The 24,439-nt window shown below is 63.3% G+C and carries 27 protein-coding genes, 1 tRNA gene and 1 riboswitch; of the genes, 12 read left to right on the top strand and 16 right to left on the bottom strand.

Translation table 11 applies throughout. The features are described 5' to 3' along the window. Window positions 1-31 precede the first annotated feature (31 nt). The gene (locus DEM27_RS09010) at window positions 32-496 is read left to right on the top strand and encodes a GNAT family N-acetyltransferase (RefSeq protein ID WP_109457891.1); all 465 of its coding nucleotides are present in this window, start codon (window positions 32-34) and stop codon (window positions 494-496) included. A 55-nt stretch (window positions 497-551) separates the two neighbouring features. Here the strand turns inward: DEM27_RS09010 and gcvP are convergent, their stop codons facing one another. The 4 genes from gcvP to DEM27_RS08990 all read right to left on the bottom strand — a co-directional run bounded on the left by gcvP (window position 552) and on the right by DEM27_RS08990 (window position 5,679). Beyond that, entirely contained in the window at window positions 552-3,428 is a 2,877-nt protein-coding gene (gene gcvP, locus DEM27_RS09005; protein ID WP_109457890.1) for an aminomethyl-transferring glycine dehydrogenase, read from the bottom strand. Next, on the bottom strand, window positions 3,428-3,790 hold the full coding sequence (gene gcvH, locus DEM27_RS09000; RefSeq protein ID WP_109457889.1) for a glycine cleavage system protein GcvH: 363 nt from the start codon (window positions 3,788-3,790) through the stop codon (window positions 3,428-3,430). The genes gcvP and gcvH overlap by 1 nt, the downstream gene beginning before the upstream one ends. Window positions 3,791-3,832: 42 nt before the next feature. Further along, window positions 3,833-4,972, bottom strand: coding sequence for a glycine cleavage system aminomethyltransferase GcvT (gcvT, locus tag DEM27_RS08995; RefSeq protein WP_109457888.1), 1,140 nt, complete (start codon window positions 4,970-4,972; stop codon window positions 3,833-3,835). Window positions 4,973-5,129: 157 nt separating this feature from the next. After that, window positions 5,130-5,217, bottom strand: a riboswitch (glycine riboswitch). A gap of 192 nt (window positions 5,218-5,409) precedes the next feature. Then, on the bottom strand, window positions 5,410-5,679 hold the full coding sequence (locus DEM27_RS08990; protein ID WP_109457887.1) for a hypothetical protein: 270 nt from the start codon (window positions 5,677-5,679) through the stop codon (window positions 5,410-5,412). A gap of 384 nt (window positions 5,680-6,063) precedes the next feature. Between DEM27_RS08990 and DEM27_RS08985 the strand changes: the two genes are divergently transcribed. From DEM27_RS08985 to DEM27_RS08970, 4 genes are all read left to right on the top strand, one after another. Continuing rightward, window positions 6,064-7,059: an RluA family pseudouridine synthase gene (locus DEM27_RS08985; RefSeq protein ID WP_109457886.1), complete on the top strand. Its 996-nt coding sequence runs from the start codon at window positions 6,064-6,066 to the stop codon at window positions 7,057-7,059. Continuing rightward, window positions 7,059-7,712, top strand: a complete 654-nt coding sequence (locus DEM27_RS08980) for an HAD-IA family hydrolase (protein ID WP_109457885.1) — start codon at window positions 7,059-7,061, stop codon at window positions 7,710-7,712. The genes DEM27_RS08985 and DEM27_RS08980 overlap by 1 nt, the downstream gene beginning before the upstream one ends. Before the next feature lie 9 nt (window positions 7,713-7,721). Next, on the top strand, window positions 7,722-8,507 hold the full coding sequence (locus DEM27_RS08975) for an ATP12 family chaperone protein (RefSeq protein ID WP_109457884.1): 786 nt from the start codon (window positions 7,722-7,724) through the stop codon (window positions 8,505-8,507). Between the two features lie 69 nt (window positions 8,508-8,576). Further along, window positions 8,577-9,353, top strand: a complete 777-nt coding sequence (locus DEM27_RS08970) for a hypothetical protein (protein ID WP_109457883.1) — start codon at window positions 8,577-8,579, stop codon at window positions 9,351-9,353. 171 nt (window positions 9,354-9,524) lie between these two features. On the opposite strand, the gene DEM27_RS08965 is transcribed toward DEM27_RS08970, so the two are convergent. From DEM27_RS08965 to DEM27_RS08935, 7 genes are all read right to left on the bottom strand, one after another. Continuing rightward, window positions 9,525-9,839, bottom strand: coding sequence for a DMT family transporter (locus tag DEM27_RS08965; RefSeq protein ID WP_109457882.1), 315 nt, complete (start codon window positions 9,837-9,839; stop codon window positions 9,525-9,527). Between the two features lie 182 nt (window positions 9,840-10,021). Continuing rightward, window positions 10,022-10,855 (bottom strand): S-formylglutathione hydrolase, encoded by an 834-nt coding sequence (fghA, locus tag DEM27_RS08960; RefSeq protein WP_109457881.1) that lies wholly within the window; start codon window positions 10,853-10,855, stop codon window positions 10,022-10,024. Between the two features lie 44 nt (window positions 10,856-10,899). Beyond that, window positions 10,900-11,346, bottom strand: coding sequence for a YaiI/YqxD family protein (locus tag DEM27_RS08955; RefSeq protein ID WP_109457880.1), 447 nt, complete (start codon window positions 11,344-11,346; stop codon window positions 10,900-10,902). A gap of 202 nt (window positions 11,347-11,548) precedes the next feature. Next, entirely contained in the window at window positions 11,549-12,676 is a 1,128-nt protein-coding gene (locus DEM27_RS08950; RefSeq protein WP_109457879.1) for an S-(hydroxymethyl)glutathione dehydrogenase/class III alcohol dehydrogenase, read from the bottom strand. Between the two features lie 153 nt (window positions 12,677-12,829). Further along, the gene (locus tag DEM27_RS08945) at window positions 12,830-13,456 is read right to left on the bottom strand and encodes a GNAT family N-acetyltransferase (RefSeq protein ID WP_109457878.1); all 627 of its coding nucleotides are present in this window, start codon (window positions 13,454-13,456) and stop codon (window positions 12,830-12,832) included. Window positions 13,457-13,520: 64 nt separating this feature from the next. Then, complete coding sequence (locus DEM27_RS08940) at window positions 13,521-14,783, bottom strand: hypothetical protein (RefSeq protein ID WP_109457877.1); 1,263 nt, start codon at window positions 14,781-14,783, stop codon at window positions 13,521-13,523. A gap of 80 nt (window positions 14,784-14,863) precedes the next feature. After that, the gene (locus DEM27_RS08935; protein WP_245445777.1) at window positions 14,864-15,763 is read right to left on the bottom strand and encodes a DMT family transporter; all 900 of its coding nucleotides are present in this window, start codon (window positions 15,761-15,763) and stop codon (window positions 14,864-14,866) included. A 72-nt stretch (window positions 15,764-15,835) separates the two neighbouring features. Between DEM27_RS08935 and DEM27_RS08930 the strand changes: the two genes are divergently transcribed. Further along, entirely contained in the window at window positions 15,836-16,342 is a 507-nt protein-coding gene (locus DEM27_RS08930) for a helix-turn-helix domain-containing protein (RefSeq protein ID WP_109457875.1), read from the top strand. A 246-nt stretch (window positions 16,343-16,588) separates the two neighbouring features. On the opposite strand, the gene DEM27_RS08925 is transcribed toward DEM27_RS08930, so the two are convergent. Further along, a tRNA-Leu gene (locus tag DEM27_RS08925) sits at window positions 16,589-16,673 on the bottom strand. 188 nt (window positions 16,674-16,861) lie between these two features. On the opposite strand from DEM27_RS08925, the gene lipB reads away from it, so the two are divergent. Then, complete coding sequence (lipB, locus tag DEM27_RS08920) at window positions 16,862-17,602, top strand: lipoyl(octanoyl) transferase LipB (protein WP_109457874.1); 741 nt, start codon at window positions 16,862-16,864, stop codon at window positions 17,600-17,602. Continuing rightward, window positions 17,599-18,021 carry an OsmC family protein gene (locus DEM27_RS08915; protein WP_109457873.1) on the top strand — a complete coding sequence of 141 codons (423 nt, stop codon included), beginning with the start codon at window positions 17,599-17,601 and terminating at the stop codon, window positions 18,019-18,021. The genes lipB and DEM27_RS08915 overlap by 4 nt, the downstream gene beginning before the upstream one ends. A gap of 35 nt (window positions 18,022-18,056) precedes the next feature. On the opposite strand, the gene DEM27_RS08910 is transcribed toward DEM27_RS08915, so the two are convergent. Together DEM27_RS08910 and DEM27_RS08905 are read right to left on the bottom strand one after the other, a co-directional pair. Further along, window positions 18,057-18,560: a BON domain-containing protein gene (locus tag DEM27_RS08910; protein ID WP_109457872.1), complete on the bottom strand. Its 504-nt coding sequence runs from the start codon at window positions 18,558-18,560 to the stop codon at window positions 18,057-18,059. A gap of 86 nt (window positions 18,561-18,646) precedes the next feature. Continuing rightward, window positions 18,647-19,141, bottom strand: a complete 495-nt coding sequence (locus DEM27_RS08905) for a peptide deformylase (protein ID WP_109457871.1) — start codon at window positions 19,139-19,141, stop codon at window positions 18,647-18,649. A gap of 340 nt (window positions 19,142-19,481) precedes the next feature. Between DEM27_RS08905 and mgtE the strand changes: the two genes are divergently transcribed. The 4 genes from mgtE to DEM27_RS08885 all read left to right on the top strand — a co-directional run bounded on the left by mgtE (window position 19,482) and on the right by DEM27_RS08885 (window position 22,869). Further along, window positions 19,482-20,900, top strand: a complete 1,419-nt coding sequence (mgtE, locus tag DEM27_RS08900; RefSeq protein ID WP_109457870.1) for a magnesium transporter — start codon at window positions 19,482-19,484, stop codon at window positions 20,898-20,900. A gap of 75 nt (window positions 20,901-20,975) precedes the next feature. Beyond that, window positions 20,976-21,362 carry a MerR family transcriptional regulator gene (locus DEM27_RS08895; protein WP_109457869.1) on the top strand — a complete coding sequence of 129 codons (387 nt, stop codon included), beginning with the start codon at window positions 20,976-20,978 and terminating at the stop codon, window positions 21,360-21,362. Between the two features lie 269 nt (window positions 21,363-21,631). Then, complete coding sequence (locus DEM27_RS08890; protein WP_109457868.1) at window positions 21,632-21,973, top strand: ArsR/SmtB family transcription factor; 342 nt, start codon at window positions 21,632-21,634, stop codon at window positions 21,971-21,973. Further along, window positions 21,970-22,869 carry an SRPBCC family protein gene (locus DEM27_RS08885; protein ID WP_109457867.1) on the top strand — a complete coding sequence of 300 codons (900 nt, stop codon included), beginning with the start codon at window positions 21,970-21,972 and terminating at the stop codon, window positions 22,867-22,869. Before DEM27_RS08890 ends, DEM27_RS08885 begins: the two co-directional genes overlap by 4 nt. Window positions 22,870-22,937: 68 nt before the next feature. On the opposite strand, the gene DEM27_RS08880 is transcribed toward DEM27_RS08885, so the two are convergent. Both DEM27_RS08880 and DEM27_RS08875 read right to left on the bottom strand, forming a co-directional pair. Further along, window positions 22,938-23,402 carry a methyltransferase family protein gene (locus tag DEM27_RS08880; protein WP_109457866.1) on the bottom strand — a complete coding sequence of 155 codons (465 nt, stop codon included), beginning with the start codon at window positions 23,400-23,402 and terminating at the stop codon, window positions 22,938-22,940. 13 nt (window positions 23,403-23,415) lie between these two features. Further along, window positions 23,416-24,378: a heparan-alpha-glucosaminide N-acetyltransferase gene (locus tag DEM27_RS08875; protein ID WP_109457865.1), complete on the bottom strand. Its 963-nt coding sequence runs from the start codon at window positions 24,376-24,378 to the stop codon at window positions 23,416-23,418. Window positions 24,379-24,439: the final 61 nt, after the last annotated feature.

Here is a 24,439-nt window from a genome sequence, read left to right as displayed (position 1 = left end):
GGCATGGGTGTCGGGTCCCCTGAGGTCACTGATGTCGACAAAGTTACGAGCGGTGCGCAAAGAGGAAAAAGCCCAGCTCCGGGCCATGCTTTCCACCTATCTTGCCGAGTTGCACCAGTGCGGCGATGTGGAAATCGACTATCCGTTCTTCGACAGCTACTGGACCGATGATGATCGCTGGCCCTACTTCATCGAAAACGACGAAAAACCGGTAGGCTTCATCCTCGTAAACACATGGCCTCCTTCGGGAAAAGATACGGATTTTGTGATCGCCGAATTTTATGTCCTGCCGGATTTTCGCGGTGCGGGAATTGGCAAGGGTGCTTTCGCCGGACTCCTCAAGCGCCATCCCGGAATATGGGAGCTTGGCGTCATGACAGGCAATGACGCCGCAAGGCAGTTTTGGGAACGAACCATAACCTCAGTCGAAGTGACAGATATCGAGCGGCTCGTGCGAGAAGACGAACTGATATACCGTTTCGCCACCATGACCTAATCTGCCGTCCGCTCTGGCCGGAAGCGGCCCCCTGACGGGAGCCGCCCCATTCTATTTACTCCGCAGCCTCCGCATAACTCTCCACCGGCGGGCACGTGCAGATCAAGTTCCTGTCCCCATAGACATTGTCCACCCGGTTGACCGGCGACCAGTATTTGTCCACCCGGAAGGCGCCCGGCGGGTAGCAGGCTTGTTCGCGGGAGTATGGACGGTCCCAGTCGCCGACGAGGTCTTCGACCGTGTGTGGGGCGTTTTTCAGCGGGTTGTTCGTCCGGTCCATGCGACCGTCCTCGATGGCGCGGGCTTCCTCGCGGATGGCCAGCATCGCTTCGCAGAAACGGTCGATCTCGGCCTTGGTCTCGCTTTCGGTCGGCTCGATCATCAGCGTGCCGGCCACCGGCCAGCTCATGGTCGGCGCGTGGAAACCGCAGTCGATCAGGCGCTTGGCGACGTCGTCGACGGAAACGCCGGCGCTGTCGGAGAGCGGGCGGGTGTCGATGATGCATTCATGGGCGACGCGGCCGTTTTCGGCGGTGTAGAGCACGTCGTAGGCGCCGGAGAGTCGGGCGGCGATGTAGTTGGCGTTGAGGATCGCCACCTTCGTCGCCTGCGTCAGGCCTTCGCCGCCCATCATCAGGCAGTAGCTCCAGGAGATCGGCAGGATCGAGGCGGAGCCGTAGGGCGCGGCCGAGACTGCGCCTTCACGGCCGTCTGTCTCCGGATGGCCGGGCAGATGCGGGGCGAGGTGGGCCTTGACGCCGATCGGACCCATGCCCGGGCCGCCGCCGCCATGCGGGATGCAGAAGGTCTTATGCAGGTTGAGGTGGGAGACATCCGAGCCGATGTCGCCGGGGCGGGCGAGGCCGACCATGGCGTTCATGTTGGCGCCGTCGAGATAGACCTGGCCGCCGTGGCTATGGGTGATCTCGCAGATTTCCCGCACCGTCTCCTCGAAGACGCCGTGGGTGGAGGGATAGGTGATCATGCAGCAGGAGAGGTTTGCCGCGTGTTCTTGCGCCTTGGCGCGGAAATCGGCCATGTCGATGTCGCCGGTCTCGGTGACCTTGACCACCACCACCTTCATGCCGACCATCTGCGCCGAGGCCGGGTTGGTGCCATGCGCCGAGGTGGGGATGAGGCAGACGTCGCGATGGGCGTTGCCGCTGGCGATGTGGTAGTTGCGGATCGTCAAGAGGCCGGCATATTCGCCCTGCGCGCCGGAATTCGGCTGCATCGAGAAGGCGTCGTAACCGGTGACGGCGCAGAGTTTCTGGGCGAGATCGTCCAACATCTCCTTGTAGCCGAGCGCCTGGTCGGCGGGCACGAAGGGGTGGATATCGGAAAATTCCGGCCAGGTGATCGGCAGCATTTCGGCCGTTGCGTTCAGCTTCATCGTGCAGGAGCCGAGCGGGATCATTGCCCGGTCGAGCGCCAGGTCGCGGTCCGAAAGGCGGCGGATGTAGCGGGTCATCTCGCTTTCGGCGCGGTTCATGTGGAAGATCGGGTGGGTGAGGTAGGCGCTCTTGCGCAGCAGCGGTTTCGGCAGGCGCCAATCGGAGCCGGAGTTGGACTCGAAATCGGCGAGACGGAAATGGCCGCCGAAGGCGCGCCAGACGGCTTCGAGCGCCGCCGGCCGCGTGCGTTCGTCGAGGCTGATGCCGATCCTGGTCGAATCGATCTTGCGCAGGTTGACGCCTTCGGCGACGGCTGCGCGCAGGATCAGGCCCTGCATGTGGCCGACATCGACGGTGATCGTGTCGAAGAAGGTTTCGGGTTCGACGGTGTAGCCGAGCTTTTCCAGGCCCTTGGCCATCAGCACGGCCTTGCGGTGCACCTGCTGGGCGATCGCCTTGATGCCTTCGGGGCCGTGGAAGACGGCGTACATCGAGGCCATAACGGCGAGCAGCACCTGGGCGGTGCAGATGTTCGACGTCGCCTTTTCGCGGCGGATGTGCTGCTCGCGGGTCTGCAGCGACAGGCGGTAGGCGCGGTTGCCGCGGGCATCGACGGAGACACCGACGAGGCGGCCGGGCATCGAGCGCTTGTAGGCATCCTTGACCGCCATGTAGGCCGCATGCGGGCCGCCGTAGCCGACCGGCACGCCAAAGCGCTGGGTGGAGCCGATGGCGATGTCGGCACCCATTTCACCGGGGGATTTCAACAGCGCCAGCGCCAGGGGATCGGCGGCGACGGTTGCGATGGCGCCGTTTTCATGCAGCTTTGCGATCAGTGCGGTGAAATCGCGCACATGGCCGTAGGTGCCGGGATACTGGAAAAGGGCGCCGAAGACCTCGTTCGCCTTCAGGTGCTCGTCGGGATTGCCGACGAGCACCTGCCAGCCGAGGGGCGCGGCGCGGGTCTTGATCAGGGCGATGGTCTGCGGGTGGCAGTTTTCGTCGACGAAGAAGGTCTTTGCCTTCGACTTGGCGACGCGTTCGGCCATGGCCATGGCTTCGGCGGCGGCGGTCGCCTCGTCAAGCAGCGAGGCGTTGGCGACGTCGAGACCGGTCAGGTCGCAGACCATCGTCTGGTAATTGATCAGCGCTTCCAGGCGGCCCTGGCTGATTTCCGGCTGGTAAGGCGTATAGGCGGTGTACCAGGCGGGGTTTTCGAGAATGTTGCGCTGGATCACCGGCGGGGTGATCGTGCCGTAATAACCCTGGCCGATCAGCGAGACGAGGGTCCTGTTCTTGTTGGCGATCTCGCGCAGCCGGTCGAGCGCTTCACGCTCGGTCATCGGCGCGCCCCAGATCAGCGGGGCGTCCTGGCGGATGCCCTTCGGCACGGTGGCGTCGATCAGCGCGTCGAGGCTGCCGTAGCCAACGACCTTCAGCATCTCTTGCATCTCGGCCGGCGACGGGCCGATGTGTCGGCGGTTGGCAAAATCGTAGGGCTGGTAGTCGGTGAAGGAAAATTCCGTGGGCGTCGACATTACGCGATCAGCTCCTTGTAGGCAGATTCGTCAAGCAGGCCATCGACATCGGCACGGTTTTTCAGCTTCAGCTTGAAGAACCAGCCGGCACCCTGCGGATCGGAATTGACCAGCGACGGGTCGGCCACGATCGCCTCGTTGACTTCGGTGATTTCGCCGTCGAGCGGACAATAGACTTCCGAGGCTGCCTTGACGCTCTCGACGGTCGCGGCATCTGCGCCCTTGTCGAATCTTGAGCCGACATCGGGGAGTTCGACGAAAACGAGGTCGCCGAGCTGTTCGGCGGCGTGGGCCGTGATGCCGACGGTGGCGACGTCGCCGTCGATCTGCAGCCATTCGTGTTCAGCGGTGAATTTCAGCATGGGGTGGTTCCTCTCCGGAAGCTTTATGGGATGGCGGGCGCTTCAGCGCTTGTAGGTGGGCTTGATGAACGGCAGCGGGGTGACGGTAAGGGGTAGGAATTTGCCGCGGATCTCGGTGAAGATCCGGGTGCCGGGAGCGGCGTGGCTGGTGGTGACATAGCCCATGGCGACGGGGCTTTCGGCGGAGGGGCCGAAGCCGCCCGAGGTGACGTGACCGATTTCGGCGCTGCCCTCTGCATCCGCATAGAGTCTTGCCGGCGGGCGGACGGGGGCCTTGCCCTCCGGTTTCAAGCCGACGCGGCGGCGAGCCGTGCCGTTTTCCAACTCGGCGAGAATGCGGGAGGTCCCCGGAAAGCCGCCTTCGCGGGCGCCGCCTGCACGACGGGCCTTCTGGATCGCCCATTCGAGGCCGGCCTCGATCGGCGAGGTGGTGGTGTCGATGTCGTTGCCGTAGAGGCAGAGGCCGGCTTCGAGGCGCAAAGAATCGCGGGCGCCGAGACCGATCGGCTGGACGTCCGGGTGTTCCAGCAGGCGCTGGGCGATGTCGACGGCGTAGCTGGCCGGGATGGAAATCTCGTAGCCGTCCTCGCCGGAATAGCCGGAGCGGGAGACCAGACAGGAGACGTCGTGCAGGCGGCAGTGGCGCACGTCCATGAATTTCATGGCGGCGACGTCGGCCCAGAGTTCGGCGAGCGCCTCGACGGCGCGGGGACCCTGGAGGGCGATGAGGGCGCGGTCTTCCAGCACCTCGATCTCGCAGCGATCGCCGATATGGCGCTCGATGTGGGCGATGTCGGCGGCCTTGCAGCCGGCGTTGACGACGACGAACAGATGGTCGTCGCGTCGCGTCAGCATCAGGTCGTCGAGGATGCCGCCGTTGGCATCGGTGAGGAAACCGTAGCGCTGGCGGCCGTCGGCGAGGCCGAGGATATCGACGGGGACGAGGCTCTCCATGGCGAGTGCCGCGTCTTCATAACGCCCCGAACGGGCGCGGACGATCAACTGGCCCATGTGCGAGACGTCGAACAGGCCGGCGGCGGCACGGGTGTGCAGGTGTTCCTTGAGCACGCCGAGGGGATATTGCACCGGCATGTCGTAACCGGCGAACGGCACCATGCGGGCGCCGAGCGACAGATGCAGCGCGTGCAGCGGGGTGGTCTTGAGTGCGGTCTGATCGTTCAAACGAACGCCTCCAGGTGTCGCGCTTTGAAAAAAGCGGCGGCTCGATACGTTACGGCGCAACGCGCCGCGGTGACGAGCCCCCTCTGTCCGTTTGCCTGAGATTGTTATCCCTTCGGCGAACCTCCCTTCGCAGGGATGTTTCTCTCCAGAGTTCCTGTCGGCCTCGCTGGTCCTTTTGCCTGAGAGTTTCCGGGGCGGTTGCTCCTTCGGCACCGCATCGAAGCGGTTTCTCCCAACGGGGGTGAGGGCAATTATCGGTTTCGCGGCCGGCTTGGCAAGGGGCAAATGTCGTATGAGAACAAATTTTTGTCGCGCCGAACGTCGTTCTCAGGCCGGCCGCACGTCCCGTCTTTTTAGTCCGCCGGATCGTGGAAACGAAACCGCCGGAGAACCTTGTGGTTCTCCGGCGGTTTCGGCGGGAGGAATGCCTGTCGGCGTCAGCCGCCGGCGCGCCTGTAGGCGTCGATCGCTTCCTGGACGGAAGCCTGGGGCTGATTGTCGCCGAAATTCATCATCGACAGTTCGGCGGAGGCGGTACGGATGACGTCGGGAATGGAATCGGTTTCGTCGACGCCTTCGTTTGCCGTGGCTTCGAAAGTACGGACTGCTTCCTGCACATATTGCTTTCGCGCAACCCGCTGCGCCGGCTTGAGGGCTTCCATCGCATAGGCCGCGGTATTCGCGGAAACTGTGACCACCTGTGTCATCGTATCTACTACTCTCCTTTGAGGGCATGATACGCGCAATGCCTTCCCTGGCGATTAAACAAGAAGGTTAAATTTTAACGGAATATACGTTCTTTCGTGTCTCCCCGGGAAGGTTCAGTAACCCTGTCAAACGCGACTTGCGGGCAATGAGTAATACCGTCGTTCGACCCGCTTCTGAGCAAGTGGTCATGGTGTTTCTGTTTTGAAGGCCTGGATATGTTGTGCGTGTTTTTGCTTGATCTCTCTTGGCGGGGCGCTGGCGCCGGCGTACGAATCGGTCAAAAACCCGAATTTCCGCAATTCCGGTTTTGCTTTCGCCGAAAATGCTCTAAAGCCTGCGTCAAAGCCGGTTTATCGGCACGAAAGTACGTTCAAGGGACCAGAATGGCAGGCATCGAGCATATCACCGTGGAAGCGGACGAAGCGGGCATGCGGCTCGACCGCTGGTTCAAGGTGCATTTTCCCGGGCTGGGTTTCGGCCAGTTGCAAAAACTCCTGCGATCCGGTCAGGTGCGCGTCGATGGCGGGCGGGTGAAGACTGATGCGAGGGTGCAGCCGGGACAGGTGGTGCGCGTGCCGCCGCTCGACGTCGACCTGAAGAGCACCAAGAGCGGGCCGATCGCTTCCAAGGATCTGAAGCACTCCGACGACGGCGAACTTCTGGCCCGCATGCTGCTGCATGAGGACGACAAGGTATTCGTGCTCAACAAGCCTGCGGGGCTGGCGGTTCAGGGCGGGTCCGGGGTCAACCGCAACATCGACAAGATGCTGGAGGCCTGGACCAACAAGAGGGGCGAGAAGCCGCGGCTGGTGCACCGCCTCGACCGCGATACGTCTGGCGTGCTGGTCATCGCCCGCACCCGCGGCGCGGCGCAGAAGCTGACGGCGGCGTTTCGCGAGCGCGATACCAAGAAGACCTACTGGTCGCTGGTCAAGGGCGTGCCGCGCAAGCACGAGGACCGGATTTCCACCTGGCTGGTCAAGGAACAGACGCCCGATGGCGACCGGATGCGCATCGCCAAGCATGGCGAGGACGGCGCCGATCACGCCATCTCTTACTACCGCGTCATCGAGACGGCGGCGCAGAGCCTCGCCTGGCTGGAGATGGAGCCCTATACGGGCCGCACCCACCAGCTTCGCGTCCATGCCCTGCATATCGGCCATCCGATCATCGGCGATCCGAAATATTTCATCGACGACCCGAACTGGGATTTCCCCGGCGGCGTGCAGCGGCGCCTGCACCTGCATGCGCGCAAGATCGATATTCCGCATCCGAACGGCGGCCGGCTGAAGGTCACCGCGCCCTTGCCGCCGCACATGGTGCAGACCTGGAACCTGCTCGGCCTCGACCTCGACAGCGCCACCGAGAGTGACGACTGATGCAACTGGTGCTTTTCGATTGCGACGGCACGCTGGTGGACAGCGCCGGCCTCATCCATGAGGTGATGGCGCGGACCTTTCGCCATTTCGGCCATGTGCCGCCGGCGCTTGCCGACACCAAGGCCGTCATCGGGCTGACGCTCGACATCGCCATCGCCCGGCTGCAGGGCAAGGTCCATGCCGACGGCGAGGCCAATGCGATGATGGTCCATTACAAGTCCATCTTCGCCGGCGTGCGCGCCGAGGCGGGATTCGAGGAACCGCTGTTCGACGGCATCCGGTCGTTGATCGACGAAATCGGCAGACGCGAGCACATCCTGATCGGCGCCGTCACTGGCAAATCGCGGCGCGGGTTGGACCAGATTCTCGATACGCATGATTTCCGCAAACATTTCGTGGTGTCGCGCACTGCCGACGACTGTCCTTCCAAGCCGCATCCGGCGATGGTGAGCGAATGCTGCGATGAAACCGGCATGAATGCTGCCGACACCATTGTCATCGGCGATGCGGTGTACGATATGCTGATGGCAAAGGCGGCAGGCGCGCGGGCGATCGGCGTTTCCTGGGGCTATGCCGCCGTCGAGGAACTGCTGCAGGCCGGCGCGGACGTCATCGTCCACCATCCCCGCGAACTGCTGCAGCATATTCAGTGAGATAGAACGATGCGTGACCTGCTGAACGACCTGTCCGAAGGCCTGAGCCATCCCGATCCGATCCGCCGCGCGCAGGTGCAGATGAAGCGCCCGCTGCCGAAGCGTTTCTACACGGACGTCAGCGTGGCCGAGGTGGAGGGTGCCTACCACATCCATCTCGACGGGCGCGGCGTCAAGACACCGGCGAAGCGGGCACTTGCTGCCGGCAGCGCCGCATTGGCGGGGTTGCTGAAGGCGGAATGGGAAGCGCAGGCCGAGGTGATCGATCCGGCGACGATGCCCGTGACACGGCTTGTGAATACCGCCATCGACGGTATCGCCGACGATCCGCAGGCGGTGTTCGAGGATATTCTCCGCTACGGCTCCAACGATCTTCTCTGCTACCGGGCAGGCGAACCGGTGGAGCTTGTGGCACGGCAGGCAGAACGTTGGGATCCGCTGATCGACTGGGCGGCCAATGAACTGGGCGCGCGCTTCATCCTCATCGAAGGGGTGATCCACCAGGAACAGCCGCGTGAGGCGATTGCCGCCTTTGCGGTGACGCTGCGTCAGTATGATAACGCTACGGACCTTGCCTGCCTGCACACGATGACGACGCTGTCGGGCTCGGCGATCCTGGCGCTGGCCTTTGCCGAAGGCCGGCTGACGCTCGACGAGATGTGGGCTCTGGCCCATCTCGACGAGGACTGGACGATCGAGCATTGGGGCACCGACGAGGAGGCCGAGGCCCGCCGGGCGGCCCGTTTCCAGGAAATCGATGCGGCGGCGCGAACATTTTCCGCCCTGCACGGCTGAACCTTAGTCGTTCATTAACCATAAAAGCGAAATCTGGAGCCGATACCAATCGGCTTTCCGGATTCGCTCATGGCCCGCTCCTTCGTCCGCCTTTTCACCTTGCTGCTCGTCGGTTTTCTCATCACGGGCTGTGCCGCCGTTAAGCGATACCAGGATGAACGCCTGCCGCGCTACGACGTGCGGGAAGTGGCGGTGCTTGCCAACGGCAGGGTTTCGCCGGCGCTGATCCGCGGCGTCGATTCGCGTGTGTCGCATGCGATTTCGGCAACGATCCGCACGCAGCCGCTGCCGCGGGTGGTGTTGTCGGTCAAGATCGACAGGGTGGTGAAGGGCATCGGCGAGAGCCGCGACCGCAACGAGGCGACGTTCAGCGTCGACGTCTTTGCCGTCGACAACGGTGCGCTGCTCGCCAATGGCATGTTCAAGGCAATCAGCTATTCGACTTCGGCGGATACTGCCGAGCTGGGGCTGGCCGAAGAGATCGCCGCGCGCATCCGCTCGGCCTTCGACCTGATGACGCCGCCACTTCCGCGCGCGCGTGAGGTGGTGATGACACGCCCGGCCGCCTGGGCTGCGACCGCCAAGGCCGAATACGAAGCCGAGCAGGCGGCGAAACGGCAGAGCGACGACACGCCGGCCATGGAGGCCGTCAACATGCCCGAAAAGGCCGAGGCCGTGGAAGAGGTGGTGACGAAACCGGTCATCGTCTCCGGTCCGGCCGTCGGCGAGGATCTCGAAGATGGTGCCGTCGGCAAGATTTCCATCAAGCCGGCTACGTCCACCACGACGGACGAGGTGGTCCCGGCCGGGACGACCTCGACTGGAGCCAAGCCCGTGACGCCCTAAGCGGCATTGTGGCAAGGATGAAATGGGGCGGTGCCTGTCGGGCAGCCGCCCCTTTTCGGTTTCAGACCGGGGCTATCGCATATGGCATGACCTCGCCTCCTTCCCCCTCTACCCCGGCGGAAAGAAGGAGGCAGACGGCACCGTCTCATTCCATGTGCTATAGGCCGGGTTTCAGGCCGTTGCCTTCAGGCCGGCGATGCCGGCGATGATCAGGGCGATGCAGGCCAGCCGCACGGCCGTTGCCGGTTCGGAAAACAGCACTATGCCGAGTATGACCGTGCCAACGGTGCCGATGCCGGTCCAGATGGCATAGGCGGTGCCGAGCGGCAACGTCCTGACGGCAATGCCGAGAAGCACGACGCTGGCTACCATCGAGGCGGCTGTCAGGGCGGTCGGGATGGGGCGCGTAAAACCGTCGGTGTATTTCAGGCCGATGGCCCAACCGATTTCAAGAACGCCGGCGAGGAAAAGCAGGAACCATGCCATGGTCTCTCTCCTTGTTGCAAAGAGCGAGGCCGTCCCCGCGACATTTGCGCTTCCGCCCGTTTACGTTTCGGGCGGAGCGCCGCAGTCGTCTGCGATGATCTCTATATGCATTGGGCGGCCACGGCTTTCAAGTTATGAAATGGCATGGCTGCCCTGCCACCCGATACCGGGTCCGGGTTTGCTCAGGCCAGCCGCTCCGCGTGCCAGCGAAGGTGGTCGTCCATGAAGGTGGAGATGAAGTAGTAGGAGTGGTCGTAGCGCTCGTGCATGCGCAGCGTCAATGCGATGCCGGTGTCCTTGACCGCCTCCTCGAACAGCCAGGGGCGCAGGCCGTTGTCGAGGAAACTGTCGGCCTTGCCCTGGTCGATCAGGAATTCCGGGAAGCGGGCGCCATCGGCGACCAGCGCGCAGGCGTCGTAGGGGCGCCAGGCGGCCTTGTCGGCGCCGAGGTATTTTTCGAAGGCGTCGACCGACCAGTGGGCGGTGGACGGCTCGACGATCGGCGCGAAGGCCGAGCAGCTCTTGAAGCGGTCCGGGTGCTTGAGCGCGATGGTCATGGCGCCATGGCCGCCCATGGAGTGGCCAAAAATGCCCTGGCGGTCCATGTCGACGCGGAAATGCTGGCTGACGAGGGCCGGAAGTTCCTCGGTGATGTAGGTGTACATCTTGAAATGATCCGACCAGGGTTTTTCCGTCGCATCGAGATAGAAGCCGGCACCCTTGCCCATCTGCCAGTTGGTCAGTTCGTCGGCCACGTCGTTGCCGCGCGGGCTGGTGTCGGGGCAGACGATGATCAGGCCGAGTTCGGCGGCCAGGCGGCGGTATTCGCCCTTTTCCATGACGTTGGCATGGGTGCAGGTGAGGCCGGAGAGATACCAGAGGACCGGGCAGGGCCGTTCGATCGCCTGCGGCGGCACGAAGACGGCAAAGGTCATCTCGCAATTGCAGGCGTCCGACTGGTGGGCGAAGACGCCCTGCATGCCGCCGAAGGCGGTGTTCTGCGACAGGATTTTCATGGGATCAGTCTTCCTTGCGGCTGGTCGTGGCTTGGCGTGTGGACTTAGCTTGTGGACTTGGCCCGGCGGCAGAGCCGGTCCAGCGTTTCGAGGAATTTCGAGCGGTCGCGCGGCGAGAAGGCGGCGTTGTAGCCCTTGCTTTCGCCGGTTTCGCGCAGGTGCTGGCCGAGATCGCGCATGGCGGTCGCCATGCCGATATTGGCCTGGTCGAACACGCGACCGGTCGGCCCGGTGACGAGGGCGCCGGCGGCGACGCAGCGCCCGGCAAGCGGCACGTCGGCGGTGACGACGATATCACCTTCGCCGACGTGTTCGGCGATCCAGTTGTCGGCGGCGTCGAAGGCGCTGGAGACGATGATGTTTTTCACCATCGGGTCACGCGAGGGCCTGAGCCCGGAATTGGCGACGAGCGTCACCTCGATGCCGTGGCGTTCGGCAACCTTCAGGATTTCCGGCTTGACCGGGCAGGCATCGGCGTCGACATAGATCACTGGGGCTGGTGTTCCCGTTTTCGATGCCGATGGCTATAAAGCGGTTCAAACCGGCAGGGAAGCGCTGAAGCGGCTTCGCTCGACGCTTTCCGGCGTTTTCGCGGACGCAAGCCTGGCACGGCCGTACCTTGAAGACGGTGCAGGATGTGGCGTGCGCGCCCCGCAACTCTTCTGGTCGCAGGGCGCTTTTGGCTTGCCGGCCTCAGTACAGGACCACCGAGCGGATGCTCTCGCCATTGTGCATCAACTCGAAACCCTTGTTGATGTCGTCGAGCGGCATGGTGTGGGTGATCATCGGGTCGATCTGGATCTTGCCTTCCATGTACCATTCGACGATCTTCGGCACGTCGGTGCGGCCGCGCGCGCCGCCGAAAGCGGTGCCCATCCAGTTGCGGCCGGTGACCAGCTGGAAGGGACGGGTGGAGATTTCCTGGCCGGCGCCGGCAACGCCGATGATCACCGACTTGCCCCAGCCGCGATGCGAGGCTTCGAGCGCCTGGCGCATCACCTTGGTGTTGCCGGTGCAGTCGAACGTGTAGTCGGCGCCGCCGATGGTGTCGCCATTGCGCTTGGTCATGTTGACGAGGTAAGGAACGATGTCGTCGCCGACTTCCTTCGGGTTGACGAAGTGCGTCATGCCGAACTGTTCGCCCCAGGCCTTGCGGTCGTTGTTGATGTCGACGCCGATGATCATGTCGGCACCGGCAAGGCGCAGGCCCTGCAGCACGTTGAGGCCGATACCGCCGAGACCGAAGACGATCGCCGTCGAGCCGATCTCCACCTTGGCGGTATTGATGACCGCGCCGATGCCGGTGGTGACGCCGCAGCCGATGTAGCAGATCTTGTCAAAGGGGGCGTCCGGGTTGACCTTGGCCAGCGCGATCTCCGGCAACACCGTGTAGTTGGCGAAGGTGGAGCAGCCCATGTAGTGATGGATCTTGTCCTTGCCGATCGAGAAGCGCGAGGTGCCGTCCGGCATCAGGCCTTGCCCTTGCGTGGCGCGGATCGAGGTGCAGAGGTTGGTCTTGCGCGACAGGCAGGAATAACATTCGCGGCATTCCGGCGTGTAGAGCGGAATGACGTGGTCGCCCTTCTTCACCGAGGTGACGCCGGGGCCGACGTCGACGACGATACCGGCGCCTTCATGGCCGAGGATGGCCGGGAAAAGACCTTCCGGATCGGCGCCGGAAAGCGTGAAGTCGTCGGTGTGGCAGATGCCGGTCGCCTTGACCTCGATCAGAACCTCGCCGGCCCGCGGGCCATCGAGCTGCACGGTCATGATTTCCAGCGGTTTTCCTGCCTGAACGGCAACGGCGGCGCGAACGTCCATGATGCGGTCTCCCTTGTGATTTGTTTGCCGGACTTTTGCATGATGATGTCCGGCGCCTCAAGGGGCCAAAGGCGTTTTTCAAGCTTTCTCAAGGCGATCGCGCACTTTGCGACATCGGCTGCCGCAAAGTGTCGCCATTCGCTGCCTGGCGTCTCAGGCGTTGCTTTCGATCAGCGGCACATGCGGCGAGGCGGTGCGCGGGATGATGCCGGACAGACGCGGATCGTCGCATACCTCCACCATCATCGTATAGGGGCGGAAGCCCGAGCGTTGGTAGAAAACCGGTGCTCCGGGATGATCGAAATGGCAGGTGTGGACCCAGAAGCGAGTGATCGGCCGGCTCCAGGCCGAAGCCAGCGCCCGGTTCATCATGAAGCGACCGGCACCGTTGCCGATCGCTTCGGGCACCAGGCCGAAGAAGGCGAGCTCGCACTGGCCGTCGTCGCGAAAATCGAGTTCAAGAAGGCCGAGATCCTTGTCTGCGTCGCGCAGCACCGAGACTTCGACTTTCGGATCGTCGAGGATGGCGCGCAGCTTGTCTTCCGGCATGATGAGCCGGGAAAACCACATCCAGTCTTCGCCGACACGGCGATACAGCGCCCGGTATTTGTCGCTTGCGGGCTTGTGCCAGCGGTCGAGACGCAGCGAGGCGGCCGAGGCGGGGTCCGGCCGCGCGGGCGGCGGAGCCAGCATCTCCAGGCAGGTGACGGCATTGACGATCTTGCCGGCGGGGATCGGCGAATAGCCGAACGGCAGCGGGGGATTGGACGTGGTGCTCATCCTGCCGTTTCAGCCTGTCTTCCGGCGGAAGTCAACATGCTCCACGGTTTTCCCGCCGGCGGCACTACCGGAAGAGAATATCGCAGGCCTTGACGATCGCAAAACCATGGATGGCGACGGCGGCGTAAAGGCCGAAGCCGGCCATCAGGCGTTCGGCCGGCTTCATCTCGTCGAGTGCTTCGCGCGGCTTGGCGCGTCCGCCGAAACCGGCGCTCATCAGGCTCATCAGGGTGAAGACGGCGAGCGCGGCGATCAGTGCGTTTGCCGGCAGGCCGATCCGCCAGCCGATCCAGAGGATGACGAGGGTGATGCAGAAACTGCCGGCGGCGCGCATCCGACCTGGAAAGATCTGGCGCAGCACCTGTCCACCGTCGAAGCGATCCATGGGCAGGAGGTTGAGCAGGTTGAAGGCACCGAGGATCAGCAGTGCCACGACCGAAACGTCGCCGACGACGGCAGGCAGCACACCGCTGCTGCCGAAATCCTGCAGCAGCATCACGATCGGCACGAAGAAGGCGGAGAGGCCGGCACCCATGAGGGCGCAGGTGGCCACCTCGAAATGACTGTTGTAGGGACGACCGCCGATGGCGATGCCGCCGAGCAGCGGCACGAAGATCATCCGCACTCTTTCATGGCCGAACGCCCGGTAGGCGACCATATGGCCGAGTTCGTGCAGCACGATGACGATGGTCAGCAGCGTCGACAGGATGAGGCCGTTGACCGTCAGGCCGAAAAACGGCCAGAGCATCAGCGTCGACAGCAGCGCCAGCGCCGCCTGCGTTGCCGGACTTTCGAGGAAGCCTGTGCTGCATGCTCGCCGCCTCTCGAGATAAGCCTGCAGGGCGGCGATCTCACGCCTGAGCGAAAAATAGCGGAAGGCGAGGAAGGCGAGACCACGATAGTGGTCGGTCTGGGTAATGACCAGTTCGTTCCCGTCAGCCGATGGCGACAGGGCGCGGTGCTCGTGGAAATCTGCCCAGAAACCGGCATCCAGAGCGCTGTCGTCGACGATGCGAAGGTCGTAGGCAGGGTTTCCCGTCGCAGTCTCGATGCTTTCGGCGATCTCGACGGTCCGGGTGATCGGCCGGCCCCTCCTGTCGGGATGGTTGAAGGAACGGCGGATCATCAGCGGGGAACCGGCGATTGCGCTGCTGGTGGCGATGGCCGGGTTCCACTCGGCATCGTTTCTGGGGTCGAGCGCATGCCGCAAGCGTTGTGGCTCGGCATTCACCCGGCACCGGACGGTAACGGTCCTTCGCCCCAGCGGCGCGGCCATCAGAAGCCACAACAGGCCGAGGTTGACGCCGAGAAGCACGAGGACGGACATGCGCTCTCTCCAATGAGCGAAACATCCGTGGAGGCTACATTGCCGATGTTGATAATTCTGTTCTTGCAGTCCGCGCAATTTTAGCGATCGGCGATATTACCGCTGGCCTCCTGTGCCGCCCGGACACGTTCGCGCCAGATGATGAACAGGCCGGAGGCGACAATGATGGCGATGCCGAGCCATTTCGAGGCGGTCGGGAAGTCGCCGAAGATCGCATAACCGAGGATCGTCGCGGAAATGATCTCGAAATACTGGAACGGCGCCAGCAGCGACAACGGCGCCATGCGGAAGGCGCGCACGACAACGAGGTGGGCATATCCGGAGATGGAGCCGAGCACGATAAGCAAAACCAGCCCGAGGGCCGAATGCGGCAGCGACATCTGGAAGTCGGCGGCGCCGGCGCCGTGGCCGGCGACAAGCACCGCCCCTATGACGGCGGCACCGCCGACGGCGGCCAGCGTCTGCATGGTGAGCGGCGAATCGGCCTCGCCGATGGCGCGGTTGAGGAACAGGTACAGCGAGAAGATAAAGGCGCAGGCGACGGGAAGCAGGGCCGTCCAGCCGAAGATCGCGTAACTCGGTTGAATGACGATAATGGCGCCGCCGAAGCCGACGGCGATCGCCAGCCAGCGCCGGATGCCGACCCGTTCCTTGAGGAAAAGCGCCGACATAGCCGTCAGCATGAAGGGCTCGACGAAATAGATGGCGAAGACATCGGCGAGCGGCATGTATTTGACCGCCAGGAAGAACAGCAGGCTCGCCGTGCCGTGCAGGACGCCGCGCAGCAGGTTGAGCCACGGGCGCTTGGCCCGGAAGGCGCCGGCGGCGCCGAAGGCCAGCAGCGGCAGCGTACAGGCCAGTTGGAAGAAGAAGCGGTAGAAGGTCACCTGTCCCGGAGACATGTTTTCGAAATTCGCCATGACCTTGGCGATCGCATCCATGACCGGCAGGACAAGCATGGCCGCCGCCATGAGCGTCATGCCCTGCAGCGGATTCTGGGGAGTGGTTGGCTGGGATGGCACGACGGTCTTTTCCTGCTGGTGGAAAGGGCCATGAACCATACCGCGACGATGGCGGCAAGCCGCATGGCCGCTCAGCAGGCCTCGATGGGCCTATGCCGGCATTTTTCGTCGCCTTTCGGGGTGCCGCTCGCAAAAAACTGTCCTATCTTTATTGCCGCGAGCCGGATCTGGACGGGCCGGGCACCAAAAAAGGCCCGAGCGATCCATCGGCAAGGAAAAGGGGGCAAGACCATGCCCAGTCTCGATTTCTATCGCGACAGCATGTCCGAAGACGCCAGGGATACGTTTGGCGGGCGTTTGTCCCTGGCACATGATCTCGCTGGCGCAAGTCTCGAATCGCTTGCCGCATGCCTCGGCGTCAAACGCCAGCGGGTGCGGGCCTGGGAAAGCGACCGGGCGGAACCCTCGACCCGGCAGATTTTCCTGCTGGCCGCGTTTTTGCGCGTCTCTCCCATGTGGCTGATGACCGGGATCGGCGAAGGACCGGTCGACGAGGACGGCGAGCGTGAAATGCTGGCGGCGAAAAGTCAGCGATAGAATCGACGGCCCAGGGAATCCGAAGGTGTCTCGCCGGACTGACGGCAGACCTCGCCTTTAGCCATTGCGCGCCTGCGGCAATCATTGGCTGTCCGGTGGCAAAAACGAGCGATTGCATAGGAGGAGTGAAACTGGCGCCGGCGCGTCGGACGCGTGAATGTGTCCCGGGCTTGCTTCAGCGTGGGACACCCAGGAAATTCAAACTGTTGAATAAAAACAAAAAACCCGGCCGAAGCCGGGTTGATTTGGTGCGGTCGAGAAGACTCGAACTTCCACGGGTTGCCCCACAGCGACCTCAACGCTGCGCGTCTACCAATTCCGCCACGACCGCATCGTGGTAGGTGCCGGTTTGTGCCGGCGAGGGAGCGTTTAGCAAAAGCATTCGGGGGGTGCAAGGCCATCATGACAGATTTTTTTCGGCTATGAGCATTCCTATGTAAAAGGTGCGGGAAAACCGGCTGCCGGGCTGCTTGCCGCGGCGGGGCGATTTTGCGAAAAGACGGAAACCGAGGAAAAACAATGCTGCGCACCGATATAGACACCACGATGTTTGCCGCGCCGGGAAATCCGCCGGTGCGCTGGCGTATCAGTGAGGGGCTGGTTCCCTACGAGGACGCCGTGGCGGTCATGGAGGCGGAGGTGGCGGCGATTGCCGACGGGCAGGCGGACGAACTCGTCTGGCTGCTGGAGCATCCGCCGCTTTATACGGCGGGCACCAGCGCCGATTCCGCCGATCTCATTGCGCCGGAGCGGTTTCCGGTGTTTTCCACAGGCCGTGGCGGCGAATACACCTATCACGGTCCAGGCCAGCGGGTTGCTTATGTGATGCTCGACCTCAAGCGGCGACGCCAGGACGTGCGCGCCTATGTGGCGGCCCTTGAAGAAGTGATCATCCGGACGCTCTGTTCGATGAATGTCCGCGGCGAGCGGCGCGAGGACCGCGTCGGCGTCTGGGTGCGGCGGCCGGAAAAGCCGTTGCTGCCGGACGGCTCGATGGCGGAGGACAAGGTTGCGGCGCTCGGCATCCGCTTGCGGCGCTGGGTGAGTTTTCACGGATTGTCGTTGAACGTCGATCCGGATCTGGAGCATTTTTCCGGCATCGTGCCCTGCGGCATCACCGCCTACGGGGTGACAAGCCTTGTCGATCTGGGGTTGCCCTTGATGATGAGCGATGTAGACATGCGGCTGCGCGAGGCCTTCGAAACGGTGTTTGGCGCGACGAGCGGAGAGGCGGGCGACATGCTTGCCAAACAGGCATGAGCGGCGTTCGCGTCAAGGCCCGGCCGACGGGGGCGGAGGCGCAAGTGGGGCGGCACGGCGCGCCGACGGTCGTTTCCGCGACGGGCGGCAACCTCGATCTGGTGGCGGCCGGTTCACAGCCTGGTTTCAATCCGGTCGATCTGCTGTATGCCTCGCTGTCGGCCTGCATGGTGCTGAGTGCGCGGATCGCAGCGAGCCAGCTCGGTGTGCTCGATCAATTTTCCGCTGCCGTTGCCCGGGCGAGCGGAGAAAAGGCGGAGGATGAAACGATCCGAATCGCCGCCATCACCGTCGTTCTCGAAATCACCGGCGATTTTGATGAAGACACCCGCCAGGCAATCGGCCGCAAGGCGGAAGACATCTGCACCATCAGCAACACGCTGCATACACCGCCGGAGATTCGCCTCGATATCCGTTGACGTCAATCCGGCAGACGTGCGCAGCTGTCTTGCCGTCAATCGTCTTCGGGCATCGTGGCATCGACGCCGAGGAGATTGAGGTTGTTGCGCACCTGGTGGACGCCGTCGACGCTCATGGCGGCCAGTTCCACCCGCCGGGCCTGGTAGATGTCGTCGACATCGCCTTCCAGTGTAACCGTGTGTCCTTCCGCATGGACATCGATCGCCTGGGTGGCGACATCGTCCAGCGTGGCGATGCTTTCCGTAACCCGCTCTTCCAGGTCGTCCTCGCTTTCGCGACCATCGGTCGATGGCAGGATCGCGTCGCGCAACGGTTTTTGCCTGCCGTCGTCGTCGGTGCCGGAAAGGCGGTAGCCGGTGTTGGGGTCGTCGTCGGCGGGGGCGGGATCGTTGCCGTAATCCGGATTTTCTCCGACCGGGACGACGCCCGGTTCCGGCCCGTCCTTGTAGGGCCAGCCGGCATCGACGTCGCGGGTCTCGTAGTCGCCGTAATCCTCCTCGCGGGAGGGAAGGCGGGAATTCTTGAAGGTCGCGGTCATGACTTCGTCTCCTCTATGGAATCGAGGAGGAAACGTGGCCGCGGCGATTTGGTTCGGTGCGTCTGTCCTGTTTTCCGTTCCCTGGGTCAGGTGGCGGTCTTCAGCCATTTCTTGACGAGCCGTTCGCGTTTCAGCCGGGAGAGGCGCTGGACCCAGAAAATGCCGTCGAGCTGGTCGATCTCGTGCTGCATGCAGATGGCCGGAAAACCGCGCATCTCTTCCTCGTGGCGGATGCCGTCCAGATCCCGGTAGGTGAAACGGATGGCGGTGGGGCGGACGATCTCTTCCGTCGCGCCGGGCATGCAGACGCTGCCTTCGGTGTGTTTTTCCGTTTCCTCCGAAAACCAGCCAATCTCGGGATTGACGAAGGTGCGGGGGCCGAGTTTCGGGTCGAGTTCAAGCACCACGATGCGCAGGAGAACGCCGATATGGGCGGCGGTGATGCCGACGCCGGGTGCGGCGCGCATGGTCTGCAGCAGATCGGCGCAAAGCGTGCGCAGGGCCTCGTCGAAATGCTCGACGGGCAGGCAGGCGAGCGAAAGGGCAGGGTCCGGGTAGCGGAGCAGCGGTCTGATCGCCATGTCTGTCGTGTTCCTATCTGGAGAGATCGTGTTCGCCTTATCAGGAAAAGCCGATGGCTGCAGCGCCGATCTTGCCGCGCCGGCGACGACGGCCGGTGGGATTGCGACGTCGTGCCGGCCGGACGTTTTCGCGAGCCTTGCGGGGCGCTGTCCTTGCCGTGGCCATCGCCGTCATTTGGCTGGACCTCGGCGGTTTATTGGGTTAGCAGAGTTTTGCCGCCGCCATCCGGCCGTCATCGCCAGGCTGCTGCTATCCGATTGTTGAAACATGTGTTTTTCGTCGTTGCCGGGAAACGAAACGGTGCGGCCGGGGAGCATCAGAGCGGGCGAGGGCGCGTGAATGACATATTCCGGCGAAGACGATCGCAACCGCAGCAATCCCAGCGACGAAGATAACGATATCTATACCGAAGACGGCTCGATCCGGCCGGATTTCCTGGCGCTCGTCGGTGCGGCGATTGCCGACCGCGACATCATTTTCCTGCGCCAGAACGTCACGCGGCTGCACGAATCGGAAATCGGCGACCTGCTCGAATCGATCATGCCGGACCAGCGCCTGGCGCTGATCCGCCTGCTCGGCGACGAATTCGACATGACGGCGCTGACCGAGGTGGACGAGGCGATCCGCCTCGAAATCGTCGACCAGCTGACCAACGAACAGATCGCGGCGGCCATTGGCGAACTGGATTCGGACGACGCCGTCTACATTCTCGAGGACCTCGACCAGGAGGACCAGGAAGAAATCCTCGCAAAACTGCCGTTTACCGAGCGGGTACGCCTGCGGCGCGCCCTCGATTATCCGGAAAGCTCGGCCGGCCGGCGCATGCAGACGGAATTCGTCGCCGTGCCGCCGTTCTGGACGGTGGGGCAGACGATCGACTACATGCGCGACGAGGAAGAACTGCCGGAAAGTTTTACGCAGATCTTCGTCATCGACCCCACTTTCAAGCTGCTCGGCGTCGTCGATCTCGACCGCATCCTGCGCACCAAGCGGCAGGTGAAGATCGAGGCGATCATGCGCGAGACCAACCATCCTATCCCCGCCGTCATGGACCAGGAAGAGGCGGCGCAGCTTTTCGAGCAATACGACCTTCTTTCCGCCGCCGTCGTCGACGACAATGATCGGCTGGTCGGCGTCCTGACCATCGACGACGTCGTCGACGTCATCCACGAGGAAGCGGACGAGGATATCAAGCGCCTCGGCGGCGTCGGCGACGAAGAACTGTCGGACAATGTCGTGTCGACGGTGCGGTCGCGGTTCGCCTGGCTGTTCATCAACCTCGGGACGGCGATGATTTCAGCCAGCGTCATCGGCCTGTTCGATGCGTCGATCGAGAAGATGATCGCGCTTGCCGTGCTGATGCCGATCGTCGCCTCGATGGGCGGCAATGCCGGGACGCAGACGATGACGGTGACGGTGCGCGCGCTCGCCACTCGCGACCTCGACATCTACAACGCCGGCCGCATCATCCGCAGGGAGGCGAGTGTCGGCATCATCAACGGCCTGATGTTTGCGACATTGCTCGGCCTTATCGCCGGCCTGTGGTTCCAGAATTATCAGCTGGGCATGGTGATCGGCGCGGCGATGATCATCAACCTGATCGCCGCGGCGCTGGCCGGCATCCTGCTGCCGCTGCTGCTCGACAAGCTGGGGGCCGATCCCGCCATCGCCTCCTCGGTGTTCGTGACGACGGTGACGGACTGTACCGGCTTCTTCGCCTTTCTCGGCATCGCTACGTGGTGGTTCGGCATTCATTGACCGCGGCGAATTGAATCTTACGTAAAAGTCAATTAAATGAGCAGGCCGGTTTCCTCTCCAGCCACGAGTGTCTGCTTGGAAAAGTATTATACCATCACCGAACTGACCCGCGAATTCGGAGTGTCGACCCGGACGCTGCGCTTCTATGAGGATGAGGGGCTGATCCATCCCGAGCGGCGCGGTCGCACGCGGCTCTACCGGCCTGCGGACCGGCATCTGCTGCAGGAGATTTTGCGCGGCCGGCGGATCGGACTGACGCTGGCGGAGATCGGCGAAATCATCCAGGTCTACAAGGAACCGCCGGGCGAGGTCGGCCAGTTGAACCTGGTGCTGAAGCGGGTCGGCGAAAAACGCGAGGAACTGCGCCAGAAGCGCAAGGATATCGAGGATACGCTGGCGGAACTCGACAATGTCGAGGAAGCCTGCCTGACCCGCCTGGCGGAAATCGGCGTCGGGACCTGAGACATGACCCTTTCCGGTTGATGTGTCGGCGGTATCCGGAGCGATTCCGCCGGCTTTCGTTTCGTGAATCCATTCCAACTTCTTGATTCCCCACAATTTGGGAGGCGGACCGTGAAGCGGTTCGCCTTCCGAATTGCTTGAGAATTTGAATGATGGTGTACGGCAAAACACTGTTCCATTGCCGGCGGCCATGGTGCCTTCGAAAAAAACTTAGCAAGATTGCGAAGTTTTCTGTTGCGTCGCTATGAGAAATCGCAATAGTTAGCAATATGACTAAGCATGATCCCGATCTCTCGCTTCTCTTCCATGCGCTGGCGGATTCGACTCGCCGGTCGATTCTGACGCGGCTTGCCGAGGGGCCGGCGCGGGTCACGGATCTGGCCGGTCCCACCGGCCTGGCTTTGCCAACGGTCATGCGGCACCTGTCCGTGCTGGAGGAGGCTGGATTGATCTCCAGTTCCAAGGACGGGCGCGTACGAACCTGCGCCGTCGTGCCGGAGGCCCTCGATCCCATGCGGACATGGCTGGAGGAGCAGCGGTTCATCTGGGAAGCACGGCTGGATAGGCTGGATGCATTTGTGATGACGATGATGAAGGAGCGAAAAGAATGACACGGAATCCGTCTTCGGCAGACACGGATCGTTTTGCGATGCTGACCTTCGAACGGGATATCGCCGCGCCGTTATCGGTGCTGTGGCAGGTCTGGACGGCCCCCGCCGCGCGGATGGTCTGGGCGGCGCCCACATCCTCGGTCACCGTGGAGTTTGTCGAGGCCGACGGCAGGGTGGGCGGACGTGAGGTTTCGCTCTGCAAGGTGGAAGGCCAACCGGATATCCGCTGCGAGGTCGGCTGGCTGGACATGCAGCCGGCGCTGCGCAGCGTGAACTACGAGGTGGTTTCATCGGCGGGCGTGACGCAATCGGCCGCGCTGGTGACGGCAGATCTGTCGGGCGCGGGCGAGCTCAGCCGGTTGACCGTGACGGTGCAGCTTTCCTCGCTGGCCGAGAACATGGCGGCCGGATACAGGCAGGGTTTTGATGCCGGCTTGAAAAATCTCGCGGCAACGGCCGAGCGGACCATGGTGCTGGAAAAGGTGATCCGGGCGCCGCGATCGCTGGTCTGGGGCGCATGGATGAACCCGGAGACGCTGCCGCAGTGGTGGGGGCCGGACGGTTTTTCCTGCCGGACGACCCGGATAGACCTGCGGGCGGGCGGCGAGTGGGTTTTCGACATGATCGCGCCGGATGGCACGGTCTTCCCCAACCATCATCGTTATGGCGAAGTCCGGGCCGAAGAAAGGATCGGCTATACGCTTCTCTGGGGCGAAAACGGGCCAAAGCATGCCGACGCCTGGGCCTCGTTCGAGGAACAGGACGGGGCCACGAAAGTGACGCTGGGCATGGTGTTCAGCACGGCTGCCGAGTTCCAGGACGCCAAGGGTTTTGGTGCGATCGAGCTCGGAATGCAAACCCTGGGCAAGCTGGAACGCTTCGTCGCATCCCGCTGACGCCGGGCCTGCACGCTGGCCTTGATGCAGGTGTGGCGCATCTGCTGCGGCGTCGTTGTTTCAGGCAATCAGATCCAGCGCCGCGTGCGCTTGCAATATTTCTCGAACTCGACGCCGAAGCGGGCGAGCAGGTGCATCTCTTCCCGGCGGATGACGATCATCGTGGTGACGATCGCCGCCAGCGTCGCCATCACGAAGAACCAGGCATTGCTGGTCAGAAGGCCGATTCCCATCGTCAAAAGCGTGTAGCTGAGATAGATCGGGTTACGGCTGTAGCGGTATGGGCCGTGAGTGACGAGGTGTTTTGCTGCCCGTCGCGGCATGCGGATTTTCGTGCGCGTCGCTATCGCCCAGATATAAAGCCAGCCGGAGGCGGCAATCAGCAAGATCCCCACGCACCAGCCGATCGTGGCATTGACGTGCGGCGTCGGCAGGCCGGCGACGCGATGGATGGCGAAGGCGACAAGAATGGCCGTTCCGTAGAGAAACGGCGGCCACGGAAAATTCATCGGCTTTAAACGATAGGCATTCATCGGCAACGTCCTGTCATTGCGCGGCTACGGTGCACTGTTGAGCAATCGCTTGGATGCGCCCATCTTGATCTGCCCGGATTGCGCCAGACTGGAGCGGCGTGAAAAGCTCTTGTTCCATGAGTTTGTCGAGGGTGCAATCGCAGAAGCGGGTGCACATCGCCGCATCCTGGTTCTGCACGCAGGCCTGGTTGCAGCTGCGCCGATAGTCGGCCACCGGGTCGGGCGGCGGCGGCGGCAGGACGAGAGACAGGCAATAGACGACGGCGATCAGCACCGGCTGGTGGATGAGGTAGACGGCGAGGCTGTGGCGCCCGGCACGGGCCAGCAGGTTGGAGGACGGGCCGGTCGCCAGCCGCTCCATCCACTTTTGGCCGATGGCGAGGCGCATCGTGGCCATGCCGAGCAGGAAGGGGCCGAGCCAGGGCAACAGCGGCACATAGTCGTTGGAACGCGGCAGCGTCTCGGAGAGGCCGACCCACCAGAGCCAGGGCGTATCGAAGACCGGCGAGCGCAGGTACCAGGGGGCGGCAAGCGCTGCTAGCGCGACGATGATGCTGACGGCTGCCGGCAGATGCAGGAAGGCCAGGCCGACCAGGCTGGCGGCGGCGATGCCGTGCAGGATGCCGAAGAAGATCATGCCCTGCGGCATGGCATAGGCGGTGGCGGCGGTGATGAGGCCGGCGGCGGCGGCGATCATCAGGAAGCGGCGCCAGAAAGGCTGCCAGCGGACGGCCGGCGTATGGCCGAGCACCAGGCTCATGCCGGCGAGGAAAAGAAAGCTGCCGGCGATGCCGCGGGCATAGATTTTCCACAGGCCGTGGCCGGTGGTGCCGGGATCGAGATAACCGAAGAACTCCAGGTCCCAGCCGAGATGATAGGTCGCCATGGCGACCAGCGCGATGCCGCGTGCGGTATCCAGGAAGCCGATGCGCGATCGGCGTGGGGAGGCGGACGGGGCCTCCGGGACGGCTGCCATGCGGAACGGTTCCTTTCGGGGATGGTTTCAGACCTGCCGTGAAGGCGACAAGCGCGGCCTT

The sequence above is a fragment of the Rhizobium album genome (assembly GCF_003122325.1).
GTDB lineage: Bacteria > Pseudomonadota > Alphaproteobacteria > Rhizobiales > Rhizobiaceae > Metarhizobium > Metarhizobium album.
The sequence above is the reverse complement of the archived record's forward strand: the minus strand, read 5'-3'. Positions and strand labels throughout refer to the sequence as shown.

Excerpts from the sequence above, each read along its gene's own strand:
- DEM27_RS09010 (WP_109457891.1), top strand. The coding sequence starts at position 32 with ATGTCGACAAAGTTACGAGCGGTGCGCAAAGAGGAAAAAGCCCAGCTC.
- gcvP (WP_109457890.1), bottom strand. The coding sequence starts at position 3,428 with ATGTCGACGCCCACGGAATTTTCCTTCACCGACTACCAGCCCTACGAT.
- gcvH (WP_109457889.1), bottom strand. The coding sequence starts at position 3,790 with ATGCTGAAATTCACCGCTGAACACGAATGGCTGCAGATCGACGGCGAC.
- DEM27_RS08990 (WP_109457887.1), bottom strand. The coding sequence starts at position 5,679 with ATGACACAGGTGGTCACAGTTTCCGCGAATACCGCGGCCTATGCGATG.
- DEM27_RS08985 (WP_109457886.1), top strand. The coding sequence starts at position 6,064 with ATGGCAGGCATCGAGCATATCACCGTGGAAGCGGACGAAGCGGGCATG.
- DEM27_RS08980 (WP_109457885.1), top strand. The coding sequence starts at position 7,059 with ATGCAACTGGTGCTTTTCGATTGCGACGGCACGCTGGTGGACAGCGCC.
- DEM27_RS08975 (WP_109457884.1), top strand. The coding sequence starts at position 7,722 with ATGCGTGACCTGCTGAACGACCTGTCCGAAGGCCTGAGCCATCCCGAT.
- DEM27_RS08970 (WP_109457883.1), top strand. The coding sequence starts at position 8,577 with ATGGCCCGCTCCTTCGTCCGCCTTTTCACCTTGCTGCTCGTCGGTTTT.
- DEM27_RS08965 (WP_109457882.1), bottom strand. The coding sequence starts at position 9,839 with ATGGCATGGTTCCTGCTTTTCCTCGCCGGCGTTCTTGAAATCGGTTGG.
- fghA (WP_109457881.1), bottom strand. The coding sequence starts at position 10,855 with ATGAAAATCCTGTCGCAGAACACCGCCTTCGGCGGCATGCAGGGCGTC.
- DEM27_RS08950 (WP_109457879.1), bottom strand. The coding sequence starts at position 12,676 with ATGGACGTTCGCGCCGCCGTTGCCGTTCAGGCAGGAAAACCGCTGGAA.
- DEM27_RS08945 (WP_109457878.1), bottom strand. The coding sequence starts at position 13,456 with ATGAGCACCACGTCCAATCCCCCGCTGCCGTTCGGCTATTCGCCGATC.
- DEM27_RS08940 (WP_109457877.1), bottom strand. The coding sequence starts at position 14,783 with ATGTCCGTCCTCGTGCTTCTCGGCGTCAACCTCGGCCTGTTGTGGCTT.
- DEM27_RS08935 (WP_245445777.1), bottom strand. The coding sequence starts at position 15,763 with ATGACGCTCATGGCGGCGGCCATGCTTGTCCTGCCGGTCATGGATGCG.
- DEM27_RS08930 (WP_109457875.1), top strand. The coding sequence starts at position 15,836 with ATGAACCATACCGCGACGATGGCGGCAAGCCGCATGGCCGCTCAGCAG.
- lipB (WP_109457874.1), top strand. The coding sequence starts at position 16,862 with ATGCTGCGCACCGATATAGACACCACGATGTTTGCCGCGCCGGGAAAT.
- DEM27_RS08915 (WP_109457873.1), top strand. The coding sequence starts at position 17,599 with ATGAGCGGCGTTCGCGTCAAGGCCCGGCCGACGGGGGCGGAGGCGCAA.
- DEM27_RS08910 (WP_109457872.1), bottom strand. The coding sequence starts at position 18,560 with ATGACCGCGACCTTCAAGAATTCCCGCCTTCCCTCCCGCGAGGAGGAT.
- DEM27_RS08905 (WP_109457871.1), bottom strand. The coding sequence starts at position 19,141 with ATGGCGATCAGACCGCTGCTCCGCTACCCGGACCCTGCCCTTTCGCTC.
- mgtE (WP_109457870.1), top strand. The coding sequence starts at position 19,482 with ATGACATATTCCGGCGAAGACGATCGCAACCGCAGCAATCCCAGCGAC.
- DEM27_RS08890 (WP_109457868.1), top strand. The coding sequence starts at position 21,632 with ATGACTAAGCATGATCCCGATCTCTCGCTTCTCTTCCATGCGCTGGCG.
- DEM27_RS08885 (WP_109457867.1), top strand. The coding sequence starts at position 21,970 with ATGACACGGAATCCGTCTTCGGCAGACACGGATCGTTTTGCGATGCTG.
- DEM27_RS08880 (WP_109457866.1), bottom strand. The coding sequence starts at position 23,402 with ATGAATGCCTATCGTTTAAAGCCGATGAATTTTCCGTGGCCGCCGTTT.
- DEM27_RS08875 (WP_109457865.1), bottom strand. The coding sequence starts at position 24,378 with ATGGCAGCCGTCCCGGAGGCCCCGTCCGCCTCCCCACGCCGATCGCGC.